Below are 11,502 nucleotides of genomic sequence, written 5' to 3'. Positions count from 1 at the left end.
TCTCCACCCCTCGCAGGATCAGATGGGGCTCAAGGAGCCATGCTTTCCGCCGGGAACTTCGATGCTCGTGCAAGTACCGCCACGAACAAACTTCCAAGAGTTCCCCTGGAAGTCCATCGTCGACGTTCCCTGACACGTCGTGCCTGGGCCGGCGGCGCAGTCGTTCTGTGCTTTGAGGGCAACTCCGTAGCATTTCTCCTTGTGAGCGGCCGTAGCGGCTGCGCCCTCTTCCTTGGTCAAGGGCGCGGCGCTTGCCATCGTTGCCGCGGCGGTCGCGATGGCGCTGGCAAGAAGGGTCGAACTGATAATGGTTTTTGCGGACATGCAGTCTCTCCAGATTACGGTAGCGCCCCAATTGGGCACGGTGATGTTACGTTCCCTGATTGTCAGTGTTACGCTGCTATTGCTATAGGACGATCAACTTTAGAGAATTTCAGTTATAGAACAAGTGGTTCAGAATTGCCTCGACCCGCTCGTGATATCGAGATTGTATAGGGCTGCCTAGACGGCGACGAGCCTGACGATGGCAACTCAAGACTTATTTTTGATCATATGTTTAAAAATATAGGAAATCTTAATCGGCGCAAACGAAATTCCTCGTTCAAATGTTTCTTGCCTGGTGGGCGGTTTTTCGAGGGGCAATGGATGGCCTTGTTCAACAATTTGAAAATAGTCTGGAAAGTGGCTGTCATCGCGGCTGTACTTGGGGTTGCGAGCGTCCTCTCCGTAGGCTTCGCCGCAATAAAGATCCATCACGTTGATGACGCCTATTCTAACCTGGTCAACCGCGTTGACGTTGCCACCGTCTCGGTGGCCAGGGGAAGCCGCAATATCGAGAGCTTCGTTTCCCTGGTCTATCAACTGGTCACAGAGCCATCGGCTGAGGGCAGTTCCAGGTTGTTGGCCCGAAACACCGAGGAAAAAAACGGATACGAAGAACGGTACGCTGAGGCGCTCCGGCTGATTCCAGAGAAGGCTGATGAACTTGACCGGCTTCATGAACAAGCAATAGCGATGTTTAAAGGTTGCGCGTTGGTCGTACAGGTTGTTGCCAGCGCTGACACGCCCGAAGAAACCGCGAAGTCGGTCGAAGTGCTGAAATCGCAATGCGCGCCGTTGGCGGCGGCGGTGCTGGACGAACAGACGAAAGTATTGGACGATCTGGTGGCCTATGCGAGAGCGACTGCGAGGCGTGTTTCAACGGAAGCACGGTTCGGCGTCCAACTGGCGATCGCACTGGTGATCGCAGGACTGGCCACATCGTTTGTTGGAGCAATGTGGGTAGGGGTTGGCGGCTTGTCGCGCCCGATAACCAACCTGAAGGTGGTCATGGAGCGATTGGCCGTAGCGGATTTTCACGTAACCGTACCCGAAATGGACCGGCGCGACGAAATCGGCCAGATGGCTAGGGCGGTTGAGGTCTTCAAGACCAATGGCATTGAAATCGAAAGACTTAAGGGCCAGCAGGCCGCAATGGAGGAGCACGCGGTACAACAGAGAAGACGGGATATGGAGCGGCTAGCGACGGCGTTCCACGATTCGGTAGGTGAGATCATTCAGAATGTTTCTTCGGCAGCGGCGAGGATGGAATGTTCCGCCAATTCTCTGACCATAACCGCCGAAAAAACGGCCGCGCGATCATCGGTCGTTGCTCAGGCGGCGGACGCTGCGTCTTTGAACGTTCGGTCTGTCGCTGTTTCCGCTGAAGACATGGCCTCCACCGTTCAGGACATAAGTGCGCGCGTCAAAGAGTCGGCGACTATCGCCGGCCAAGCAGCAACGCAGGCTCAGCAGATAAACAGCGGAGTGGAAACGCTTTCCGAGGCTGCGACACGTATCGGAGACGTGATAGAGGTTATCAGCGCGATTGCAGGTCAAACCAATCTTCTTGCCCTGAATGCGGCGATAGAGGCCGCGAGGGCGGGAACGGCGGGCCGGGGATTTGCTGTCGTCGCCGCCGAGGTCAAGTCTCTGGCCGAGCAGACAACAAAAGCGACCGGCGAGGTCGCCCAACAAATATCGGCGATTCAAAACGCTACGGAAGCGTCGGTCTCTGCGATCAAGGAGATTACGGAGACCATCAGTCGCGTCTCGGAGATATCCTCGACGGTTGCAATCGCGGTTGAGGAGCAAGGGGCTGCCACTCACAGAATCGCGCAGAACGTGCAACAAGCATCCGAGGGAACGAGCACAGTTGCGTCAAATATAAGCGACGTCGAAAAAGAGTCGAAGGAGACGGGTACCGCGTCCGCCGACGTGCTTGCTGCGGCGGAGTCTCTTTCGGCACAAAGCCGGCGATTGGAAACCGAAGTTGCGACGTTTCTCGCGACCATACAGGCCGCTTGAGCCATTCGCCAGCTTTTGCGCCTTGTCGGGTTGCGTTGCGGGCAGAACCAACTCGTCGATGCCGTTATCAAGGATTTGACGGCTACGTTCGATCCCGTCACGCAACGCGCCTCAAATATCCGCCGAAGGCGGGCTTTGCGCACGACTTGTACACGTTAGCCGGAATGTTTCGCCTCAGACGAGATCAGGCGTCGTCAACGCGATCCGGCAAGCGGCGCTCGCCGTCGGCTGGAGGAGTCCCTTCGATCATTCGCGGCAGACAGCGGCTCGCAAAAGCTCTGTTGCGACTGGACGTAGAAATGATAGTGATTCGCTCGTTTAGGCATCGGTGTCATCTATCGCGCGGCACTGCGTCGTCGAGTGGGACGAGTGTCGTCTAATAATCCCAGTATGGGTCGCAGGAGACCTTCGAGTAACTTACGCTCCGGTCTAACGCGTGCGAGCACTCTAATACCAAGGAGAACGCTTAGCAGAGATCTGGAAAGATCCTCCGCCGATTGCGTTTTCGAGATCGTACCTTGCTTTTGACCTTTTGAGACGCATCGAAAGAAGAATTCTTCCACCTCGTCGAGAAATGTGCCGACAATATCGAGAAATGCGCTGTCGTGTGGGGCGCTTTCGATAGCCGAATTCACAAGCATGCAGCCGCGCCGTTGTTTATCTGTGAGGGACCGTTTGATGATTTCCTGGAGAAAGGCGACAATGGCCTCGCGGGGAGGGAGGCTAGGTTCAATTCGCCCAATGCGCTCTCTAAACGTCTGATCCAAATATCGATTTAGCGCTCGCTCATACAACGAGCGCTTGTCGCCAAAGGCGTTGTAAAGACTCGCGCCCGCGATGTTCATTTCGTCGGCGAGGTCACGGACCGACGTTGCTTCGTAACCGCATTGCCAGAACTTCTGGATTGCGGCGTCCAGTACCGCAGCCTCGTCGAACTCTCGGGGCCTCGCCATCGTCGCAGGTCTCCAACCGTCAGGCCCCCCATCAACAGGATGCCTCTGGTCTCCTTTAACACTTGAAACAGTTGGCTGACAATCGCCGAGGTGCCCGCATGTCTCACCCCCAACCTTCCCGATCAAAACGCGGAGAGGCGGCCTTTCATTATAAATCGATCGATCTATAATCGCTCTCGCGGCGTTGTCGGACGGGAAGAGCCGGGAGCGAAACTATGCGGAGGGAACCGTGACCGTACACTTGGAAGGAACGCTACCGGCAGCCTTACGAGCCAGTTGGCCGTACGCTCCGCATTACGCGAATGTCAATGGCTGGCGTATGCACTATATCGACGAGGGCAAGGGCGACCCCGTCGTGCTGCTCCACGGGAATCCGACGTGGGGCTTCCTTTATCGTGAAGTGATAGCCCCACTTGTTAGTTCAGGACGACGCGTTGTCGTCCCGGATATGATTGGGTTTGGTCTTTCAGAAAGGCCTACCCGTGAACATGCGCATTCCCTCGACGGGCATATAGCCAATCTGACAGCTCTCATGCGCCAACTCGGCCTAGAACGGATAGCGCTCGTCTGCCACGATTGGGGCGGTCCCACCGGGCTTTCGTTCGCGATGAGCAATCAAGCTCTCGTTCGTGCGCTCACGGTGATGAGCACGTGGGCTTGGCCTCTTCCTCCTGCAGAGTTCCACACGCGCATTTTTCCTTGGCGCATGATGCATGCTCCACTGGTCGGGCCTTACCTCCTCGGCAACCATTGTGCTCTTGCCGGCCGTGGGGTCTATCTCTCGGTGGTCGATCGCGAAAAGTTTTCTAGCAACGCTTCGTGGGCCTATGAAGCGGTACTTCCGGATCCGGCTACGCGACTCCTCACCTGGGTATGGCCGCGTTGGATTCCGCTCGACGAGAACGCGAGGGCGTTTGAGCGCTTCGAGTGGCTCGAACGGCAATTGTCCGGTTCGAAGCTTCCGACCTTAATCATCTGGGGACGCGAGGACGAAGTATTCGACCCGGCCACGTTTTCGAATCGTTTCAAACAGCTGCTTCCTCACGCCGAGGGACCGCATCTCGTCACTGGTCGCCATTTTTTGCAAGAGGATTCTGGACGTGAGATAGCGGACCTGATCCGTTCCTTCTTGGACCGTCTCGACGCAGAGGAGGACGGCCTGTGACCGAAGTGGCAATCATCGAGAAGCCCGATCTTCGGGGAAAACGCCTCTCCTTCGCGCTGGCGGAAGACCGGGTATCGCACTATCCCGAATTCCGAGATTTCTTTGTCCGAACGTTTGACTTGGACCGCAAGGGCCTTGCGGAACCGGCATTCGTTCGTGCCCCGTCCGGCTTCGCCTACGCATTCATTTTCATCGGTAGAAGCGGCGAGCCGTTCCCGTCAGGTCTTGAAATCCATGCTGTCGTCGACGCGATGGAGCCTATCGAAGGGACGACCATGGATCGAGATATCTGGTCGATCTTGCGCTGGATGATCGGCGGCATCGGCGGTCCCTGGACGGTCGAGGATTTCGACCAGACCGGACGTTTGTATCGCGTACCCGCAGCTCCAAAAGGTTGAATAGCCGGGCAGATGTCCTGTCATTGACCGGCCGCAAGGTCCAGAGTGTCGAGCTATGCGATTAAATGATGACACTGTTACTCCGAACAGCGCTTGATGAATTTTAGATCGTGTGATCTAAAAGATAGCGCTGGTTACCGGCCGCGAGCACCTTCGGATTGAACTACTCGAATCGCGGCTGGCAGGATGCCCAAACAATCGAATTCGTCTGGGAGCGTCTCTTGGCAGTTCGTGCAGGCTATCGCTTTGCGCGGTCCGGGCGTTGCGATTTTTCCGAGTCGGTTTGTCCCGACGAAACTGGAGCTTCGCCATGATCTTCGAGTTTGGGACGTCATCGCGTTTCGCTTTGGAGAGGGGGTGCTGCTGACGCCGGCACTGCCGACAGGTCCATCGCGGCTACGGCTTGACGCGTGGCGCGAGGGGATGGTCCTAGCCTGGCTGTGGCGAGCGGTGCTTATCATTCTGGTTGCGATAGGCCTCAAATTGACGTCGGCAGCTTTGGTTTCGTCCGTACCAAGAGCGTTGATGCCGCTATTTGCGGGACTGATCGCGTGGCGCTTCTTGTGCGAAGTCCCACACAAAAGAGAGCTGTTCGGCTGCGGAATGATCGGCACCGGGTTCGTGACGCTGGTCTACTGTTGTTTTCGGGCCGAAAGCGTTCTCGATACCGTCGGCGTTGCGGCTCTCGTAACGGCTGCTACCATGTGGGCATTCTATAGTTTGGAGGTGCATCGCGCGGCGCTTACCTCGCGCCAAGCGACATCGCTGGTCCGTTTCCGGTCCGCGCTCCTCTATCCGCCATTCTCTTTCGGACTCGGGCTGTTGAACCTGATGCGGGCCTCGGGTGAGGGCGTAGTAGCGCTGTTCTCGCTCAATTGCACCGTCGCCCCGCTCGGCCGGACGCCGCTGCTGCGATTATTGCGCTCGTGCCGATCATGACGACGCTGTTGGCGATACCGGTTCTCGGCGAATGGCCGTCGTGGTCATCGTCGGCAGTCGCCTGCCTCGTTGGGCTGGGAGTCGCTTTCGCCGCCATCTCGCCCATCCAAAGTAGCCCAAAGGGAGAAAGCTAATGATCCGCTTCTATTATCATCCGACGCCCAATCCGGCGAAAGTCGCGCTTATGCTGGAGGAGGTCGGCTTGGCCTATCAGTTGGTGCCGATCGATACTAGCAGGGGGGAGCAGCATGCGCCCGAGTTCCGGGCGGTCAATCCAAACGGAAAAGTGCCTGCCATCGTCGACAGTGACGGGCCTGGCGGAAAAGAAGCCCGAGTTTTCGATTCCGGTGCGATTCTGCTCTATCTGGCGGAAAAAACCGGACGTCTTATGGGGATGCCCGCCGACAGACCCGAGCTGCTGTCATGGCTTTTCTTCATCGCAACCGGTATCGGGCCCTTCTCCGGACAAGCCGTGCATTTCCAGCACGCGGCGCCTGAGAAGCTCTCTTATGCTATCAATCGGTATCGTCGCGAAGTCGAACGGCACTACGAAGTGCTCGATGTTCATTTGAAAGGCCGCGAATTCGTCGTCGGTAAAGACTTCTCGATTGCCGACATCTCGGGATGGGGATGGGTCGAGCGTGCGCCCCGCGTGCTGCCGGGCGACACGCCCCCTCTTGCGGCGTTCCCTAATATCGAACGTTGGTATCGGGAGGTCGACGCCCGTCCGGCGGTAGCGAGAGCCCGGGCGGTAGGAAAAGATCATGCCTTCAAGAAGGAAGTGGATGAGGACACGCGCCGAGCGCTTTTTCCTTCGAACTATCCCAAGGCCTCTCGGTAGAGCACAGTAGAAACCTCCAAACATGGTCGGATGGCGAAATGAAACTTCGAGGAAAACGAGCGCTGATTACGGGCGGTTCGAGCGGCATTGGTTTTGCGATCGCCGAGGCGATGTTGGCCAGAGGCGCAACGGTCGCCATTACCGGACGACGATCGGAAGTCCTGGCCGAAGCGGCCAATCGGCTTCGTCAGAATGGTCACGATGTCGAATCGGTCGCGGCGGATGTCGGCACGGAAAAGGGTCGTCAGACCACGCTTGAGCACGCGTTAGACAAACTCGGCGGACTGGATATCCTCGTGAACAACGCCGGCGGAGTGAGAGCCGGCCGGCTCGAGGACACGACTGAGGCTGAAATCCGGAAGATGATCGAGGTCGATCTTGTGGCCCCGATCATGTTGACACGCGCGGCGTTGCCTTCGCTGCGCGCGAGCGGCGACGGTCTGGTCGTCAACGTTACTTCGGGCATAGCGCTTGTTGCGGCGCCGTTTTATGCGACGTATGCCGGAGTCAAAGGTGGTTTGGCGAAATTTGGAGAATCGCTTCGACGCGAGCTGAAGGGTGAGGGTGTACAGGTCATGACGGTATACCCGGGAGCGACCGACACTCCCATGATGAGTTCGTCTCGCGCTGGACCCGAACTCGGCTTTACACGAGAGCCGGCGAACGCGGTCGCCGTGGCCGTGGTGGAAGGAATCGAGCAGGATGCCTTCGAGGTGATCCGTGGAGGCGAGGCCCGAGCGAAGATGATCGCCTTAAATCGCGACGACCCGGCAGCCCTCGACAAACGCTTTCTAGATCTCAAGCCGGCGCTCGCGGAAGCCGTCCGCGACCATTCGGCACTTTAGTCCGGAATAAGGTTTCGCTGTTGGCGTACTAAGTAGCATTGCAACAAGGGAAACCTCCAATGACACGTTTCGCACTCTACGTCGAACTGAAGGCAAAGCAGGGCCGGGAAGAGGACGTCGCAAGTTTCTTGGCTAACGCCCGGAATCTTGTCTTGGCCGAAGCCGGCACTGTTGCCTGGTTCGCTGTGCGCTTCGACAAGACGACCTTCGCGATCTTCGACGCCTTTAACGATGAGGCCGGGCGAACCGCACATCTGAACGGTGCCGTGGCGGCTGCGCTGATGGCGAACGCGGCGGACCTGCTTGCCGCGCCGCCTGAGATCCGTCAGCCAGCAGTGCTTGCGGACAAGCTTCCAACCTGACTCTGGTCATCCGTCGAACGCTCGATTGCAAGCGAGCGGATCGATAACGGGATTATCGCGATGCTAACGATCTGGGGACGGGCCAATTCCGTCAACGTGCAGAAAGTGCTGTGGTGCTGCGGCGAGCTTGGCTTGGCGTATGAGAGGATCGATGCGGGCAACGAGTTCGAAGTGAATAAAACCGCCGAATACCGCGCACTCAACCCGAACGGCCTTGTGCCCACGATCGAAGACGGAGAAATTAAGCTTTGGGAATCGAACGTGATCGTTCGATATCTCGCTCACAAAAACGGGAATGGTTTGCTGTGTCCCCCGGACATCGGGACGCGCTTTGACGCCGAGCGTTGGATGGACTGGCAAGCGACCGTGTTTTGGCCGGCGTTGCGCCCGTTATTCATCGAACTAGTCAGAACAGCCCCGGCAAAGCGTGACCCCGCGGTTGTCTCAAAGGGCATGAAGCTGTGCCTGGCCGCTGTCCGAATTCTCGATGAGCGACTTTCCGATCGAACTTTTCTCGCCGGCGACGCTTTTTCGATGGGCGACATCCCGGCAGCTACGACCATCCATCGATGGTATGCGTTATATATCGATCATCCGGAATTGCCCAACGTGCAGCGGTGGTACAACCTCATGAAACAGCGCCAGCCATTTCGTGAAGCGGTGATGACGCCGTTGAGTTGAACGACATACCGGTTGGGAAACGGCGGACTTCATAGGCGATATCGCGCCCAAGTTTCGGATCGGCATAGCTCGAATCGAGCCGCGAGCGCGCCCGGCGGGCGTCCCCCGATATGGTGGAGTCGCGACAGTGGCGGCGGTTTCCAAGATGATTGTGAGTCGCATGTTAGACGCCAGGCGCTCGACTCGCCAGGTCCGAAACGGGGCCTTCCGGTCCCAACGCCTACGCGAAGCCGCAATGTAGGTATTCGCGATTGTCGATGGAAACGGCGACATGATCGCCAGGTCTCACGGGGTGCAGACCGAGCGGCGTACCTGCAAGCACGATGTCTCCCGGTCTCAAGATTTCACCAAAGCGATCGAGATCGCTCTGCAACCAGTCGATGGCTTCGGTCGCGCCGCCTTGCATGGCCCACAACGGTCCGGCATCAACGGTCGTACCATTGATGGCCACCGATAGGGAACGTGCGTTTTCCCACTTCTCCAGCGGCGTCGTCTTGAGTTCACTGGATACGATCACGCCGGCATTGATCCCGTTATTGGCCACCAGTTCGGCAAGTGTCCTACGCGGCGCCCTGAAGACGAATTGATGTAGTTCGATCACGGGAAAAGCCCCCGCGATTCGTCCGTTGTCGCCGATTCGAAGGGCCATTTCTCCCTCGATCGCGGGATTTGTGAATGCCGTATGTCGAAGCTTCTCACCGCCGTTTCGGATTTCACTTCGAAACAGGCGTGCGTGGATAGGTCCGCTCATGCCGAACTGTTCGACGACGCCGGCGCCGATGCAACCGACCTTGTATCCAGCGATTGCGTCTCCGGCGGCGCAGCGCAGGCGCGCAGTCTCCATTTGGATCGCATAGGCTTCATCCAACGTCACCGACAATTCCGGATCGGCGAAGGAACTGCCCGGCTCGGCCCGCCGATAGTCGTGCCATTGCCGAGCGGCCAAAGACTTAAGCCGCGGCGTCAGAGGGATGACGTTCTGCGCCGTCATCGCTAAGCCAGCCGATATTTAGCGACGGCATCAGCATCCCAAGCGAGCCCGTTGCCAGGACGGTCGGAAGGAATTGCTAAGCCGTTCTCGATTCGCAGCGGCTGCTGCAGGATCGGATTGGCCCAGTCGACGTATTCGAGCCAATGGCGGCCTGGCGTTGCCGCCAGCAAATGTGCGCTTACTTCGGGAAACAGATGCGAAGATACTTCGCGGTCGTACGCCGCTGCGAGACCGGTTGCTCGCTGCCAGCCGGTGACGCCGCCGATCCGGACGAGGTCAAGCATCACGTAGTCCGATGAACCCGCCTCCAGAGCCGTTGCCATCGGACGTAGCCCGGTGAAATTCTCTCCGATCTGGATAGGCGTTCTCGCAGCTTGAGCCAGAAGCGCCATGTGATGGTAGTCGTCGTGTCGGATCGGCTCCTCGATCCAGTAGATTCCCTCGTGATCGAGCGCGTACGCAGATTGCAGTGCATCCGCAAACGTCAGCGCTTGGTTGAAGTCGACCATGACCCGCACGTTATCAGGTAGCCGTCGTCGTACCGCTCTAACGGTCGCTAGGTCGTACTCGAAGCAGCTTCGTCCGAGTCTCAACTTGACAGCGGTAAAACCACCTTCCAACAACGCTTCAGCTTCATCGGCGGCGGCATCCGGCGGCATCAGCCCGAGCCCGTTGCTGTTGTAGGCCGCGATCGGCTTCAGGCTCGCCCCGAGATAGACCGCAAGCGGCACATTCGCCGACTTGGCGACGGCATCCCAAGCCGCTGCATCGATGGACGAGGCGACCATAGCCAGAGGCCCGCTCAGGCCCGGAAGCCTGAAATGCCGCGAAACTATAAGAGCGATGTCAAGCGGAGCCAGAGGTTCGCCTTCCAATAACTCGCTTAGCTCAGCCACCACGGGCAACAGCGAACGCGCGATCGATTGCTGGTAGCAAAACGCGTATCCGTGACCCCGAACGCCGTCCCGCGTCAGAAGGTCGACCAGCAGCAGACAGGCCTCGTCGATGCTTTTGGCGCTCGTTCCAAGAGGCCGTTTCATGGGCAACTTCACCGCTGTCGCCGTCAGTGAACGGAGCACTGGCGGGCTGATGCGCGATATCGGCGACCCAGATGACAAGGCCAAAGGAACTCCGTTTTTACCTATTATTTAACGATCGATCCAGAATTGCGCAAGCCATTCCCTTCGTCGATGGCAGCACCTAGACTTGCACGGAGGAGCTTATTTCAGGGTTCGTCGGCAAGATGTCGGAAAGCGCCGCGAGGCCATTGACCTTGTAGTCGGGCTCGAGGCCCAGTTCGTCCATTTGCGTTCGCAGCGCCCTGAACATGGTCAAGGGCGCGACTAGATCGGCTCTCTCGCATGCCTTCTGCATGGCTTCTGGTGTCACCCTCTCGATCCAGGCGACCTTCAGCCCGACGGCCTTTGCACCGATCGCATCCCAAGGATTGGACGATACGAAGAGGACGTCGGAAGGCCTTACGCCAAGTCGAGATTCGATCAAAGAATACGCATCGGGGCTCGGTTTGAAAATCCGATTGGCATCGATACTGATTGTCGCGTCCAAAATAGTATCGAGGCCGGTATTTCGCACCAAACTCGCGAGCATCTCAGTGCTGCCGTTCGATAGAATGGCTCGCTTGTAGCTCTTCAAGGACAGCAACGCCGGTTTCGCATCCGGATACAGATCGAGATGGACATACTTGTCCATGATCTCCTCGAAGATGCTCACGTCGCACTTCAAACCCAGGATTTTCAGCGTGTAGCTCAAAGACTCTCTTGTAATGACGGAAAAATCTGCGTAGCGCCGCATCAAGGATCGAAGCCACGTATATTCGAGCTGTTTGACGCGCCAGACCTGGGTGATGAGTTCTCCATAGCCCGGGAACGTCTTGTCGGTAACGGCCGCAACGGATTGGATGTCGTAGAGAGTGCCATATGCGTCGAAGACAACTGCTTTCATAGTCACGAGGGAAGCTTTC

At 57.8% G+C, this 11,502-nt stretch carries 13 protein-coding genes; 8 read left to right on the top strand and 5 right to left on the bottom strand.

Annotated elements, in window-relative coordinates; translation table 11 throughout:
- Nucleotides 1–18: 18 nt before the first annotated feature.
- Nucleotides 19–324 carry a BufA1 family periplasmic bufferin-type metallophore gene (locus ABSE61_RS28630; protein WP_423874523.1) on the bottom strand — a complete coding sequence of 102 codons (306 nt, stop codon included), beginning with the start codon at nucleotides 322–324 and terminating at the stop codon, nucleotides 19–21.
- 321 nt (nucleotides 325–645) lie between these two features.
- On the opposite strand from ABSE61_RS28630, the gene ABSE61_RS28625 reads away from it, so the two are divergent.
- Nucleotides 646–2,346, top strand: coding sequence for a methyl-accepting chemotaxis protein (locus ABSE61_RS28625; protein ID WP_423874522.1), 1,701 nt, complete (start codon nucleotides 646–648; stop codon nucleotides 2,344–2,346).
- 335 nt (nucleotides 2,347–2,681) lie between these two features.
- Here the strand turns inward: ABSE61_RS28625 and ABSE61_RS28620 are convergent, their stop codons facing one another.
- The gene (locus ABSE61_RS28620) at nucleotides 2,682–3,299 is read right to left on the bottom strand and encodes a TetR/AcrR family transcriptional regulator (protein ID WP_423874521.1); all 618 of its coding nucleotides are present in this window, start codon (nucleotides 3,297–3,299) and stop codon (nucleotides 2,682–2,684) included.
- Nucleotides 3,300–3,618: 319 nt separating this feature from the next.
- Between ABSE61_RS28620 and ABSE61_RS28615 the strand changes: the two genes are divergently transcribed.
- From ABSE61_RS28615 to ABSE61_RS28585, 7 genes are all read left to right on the top strand, one after another.
- Nucleotides 3,619–4,464 (top strand): alpha/beta fold hydrolase, encoded by an 846-nt coding sequence (locus ABSE61_RS28615; RefSeq protein WP_423874520.1) that lies wholly within the window; start codon nucleotides 3,619–3,621, stop codon nucleotides 4,462–4,464.
- Nucleotides 4,461–4,862, top strand: coding sequence for a hypothetical protein (locus ABSE61_RS28610; RefSeq protein WP_423874519.1), 402 nt, complete (start codon nucleotides 4,461–4,463; stop codon nucleotides 4,860–4,862). The genes ABSE61_RS28615 and ABSE61_RS28610 overlap by 4 nt, the downstream gene beginning before the upstream one ends.
- A 186-nt stretch (nucleotides 4,863–5,048) precedes the next feature.
- On the top strand, nucleotides 5,049–5,801 hold the full coding sequence (locus ABSE61_RS28605) for an EamA family transporter (RefSeq protein ID WP_490338378.1): 753 nt from the start codon (nucleotides 5,049–5,051) through the stop codon (nucleotides 5,799–5,801).
- 133 nt (nucleotides 5,802–5,934) lie between these two features.
- The gene (locus ABSE61_RS28600; protein ID WP_423874517.1) at nucleotides 5,935–6,642 is read left to right on the top strand and encodes a glutathione S-transferase family protein; all 708 of its coding nucleotides are present in this window, start codon (nucleotides 5,935–5,937) and stop codon (nucleotides 6,640–6,642) included.
- 38 nt (nucleotides 6,643–6,680) lie between these two features.
- A complete protein-coding gene (locus ABSE61_RS28595) occupies nucleotides 6,681–7,487 on the top strand; it encodes an SDR family NAD(P)-dependent oxidoreductase (RefSeq protein WP_423874516.1) in 807 nt (268 codons plus the stop codon).
- A gap of 59 nt (nucleotides 7,488–7,546) precedes the next feature.
- On the top strand, nucleotides 7,547–7,849 hold the full coding sequence (locus ABSE61_RS28590; RefSeq protein WP_423874515.1) for a putative quinol monooxygenase: 303 nt from the start codon (nucleotides 7,547–7,549) through the stop codon (nucleotides 7,847–7,849).
- Nucleotides 7,850–7,909: 60 nt separating this feature from the next.
- The gene (locus ABSE61_RS28585; RefSeq protein WP_423874514.1) at nucleotides 7,910–8,530 is read left to right on the top strand and encodes a glutathione S-transferase family protein; all 621 of its coding nucleotides are present in this window, start codon (nucleotides 7,910–7,912) and stop codon (nucleotides 8,528–8,530) included.
- Between the two features lie 220 nt (nucleotides 8,531–8,750).
- Here ABSE61_RS28585 and ABSE61_RS28580 read toward each other — a convergent pair whose 3' ends face one another.
- The 3 genes from ABSE61_RS28580 to ABSE61_RS28570 all read right to left on the bottom strand — a co-directional run bounded on the left by ABSE61_RS28580 (nucleotide 8,751) and on the right by ABSE61_RS28570 (nucleotide 11,489).
- On the bottom strand, nucleotides 8,751–9,521 hold the full coding sequence (locus tag ABSE61_RS28580) for a 2-keto-4-pentenoate hydratase (RefSeq protein ID WP_423874513.1): 771 nt from the start codon (nucleotides 9,519–9,521) through the stop codon (nucleotides 8,751–8,753).
- A gap of 2 nt (nucleotides 9,522–9,523) precedes the next feature.
- Nucleotides 9,524–10,561, bottom strand: coding sequence for an enolase C-terminal domain-like protein (locus ABSE61_RS28575; protein WP_423874512.1), 1,038 nt, complete (start codon nucleotides 10,559–10,561; stop codon nucleotides 9,524–9,526).
- A 160-nt stretch (nucleotides 10,562–10,721) separates the two neighbouring features.
- Nucleotides 10,722–11,489, bottom strand: coding sequence for a haloacid dehalogenase type II (locus tag ABSE61_RS28570; protein WP_423874511.1), 768 nt, complete (start codon nucleotides 11,487–11,489; stop codon nucleotides 10,722–10,724).
- Between the last annotated feature and the right edge of the window lie 13 nt (nucleotides 11,490–11,502).

Source organism: Bradyrhizobium sp., assembly GCF_049519115.1.
GTDB lineage: Bacteria > Pseudomonadota > Alphaproteobacteria > Rhizobiales > Xanthobacteraceae > Bradyrhizobium.
The sequence above is the reverse complement of the archived record's forward strand: the minus strand, read 5'-3'. Positions and strand labels throughout refer to the sequence as shown.

Bases quoted from the DNA above. Each gene is read 5' to 3' on its own strand.
- ABSE61_RS28630 (WP_423874523.1), bottom strand. From the start codon at position 324: ATGTCCGCAAAAACCATTATCAGTTCGACCCTTCTTGCCAGCGCCATC.
- ABSE61_RS28625 (WP_423874522.1), top strand. From the start codon at position 646: ATGGCCTTGTTCAACAATTTGAAAATAGTCTGGAAAGTGGCTGTCATC.
- ABSE61_RS28620 (WP_423874521.1), bottom strand. From the start codon at position 3,299: ATGGCGAGGCCCCGAGAGTTCGACGAGGCTGCGGTACTGGACGCCGCA.
- ABSE61_RS28615 (WP_423874520.1), top strand. From the start codon at position 3,619: ATGCACTATATCGACGAGGGCAAGGGCGACCCCGTCGTGCTGCTCCAC.
- ABSE61_RS28605 (WP_490338378.1), top strand. From the start codon at position 5,049: ATGCCCAAACAATCGAATTCGTCTGGGAGCGTCTCTTGGCAGTTCGTG.
- ABSE61_RS28600 (WP_423874517.1), top strand. From the start codon at position 5,935: ATGATCCGCTTCTATTATCATCCGACGCCCAATCCGGCGAAAGTCGCG.
- ABSE61_RS28595 (WP_423874516.1), top strand. From the start codon at position 6,681: ATGAAACTTCGAGGAAAACGAGCGCTGATTACGGGCGGTTCGAGCGGC.
- ABSE61_RS28590 (WP_423874515.1), top strand. From the start codon at position 7,547: ATGACACGTTTCGCACTCTACGTCGAACTGAAGGCAAAGCAGGGCCGG.
- ABSE61_RS28585 (WP_423874514.1), top strand. From the start codon at position 7,910: ATGCTAACGATCTGGGGACGGGCCAATTCCGTCAACGTGCAGAAAGTG.
- ABSE61_RS28580 (WP_423874513.1), bottom strand. From the start codon at position 9,521: ATGACGGCGCAGAACGTCATCCCTCTGACGCCGCGGCTTAAGTCTTTG.
- ABSE61_RS28575 (WP_423874512.1), bottom strand. From the start codon at position 10,561: ATGAAACGGCCTCTTGGAACGAGCGCCAAAAGCATCGACGAGGCCTGT.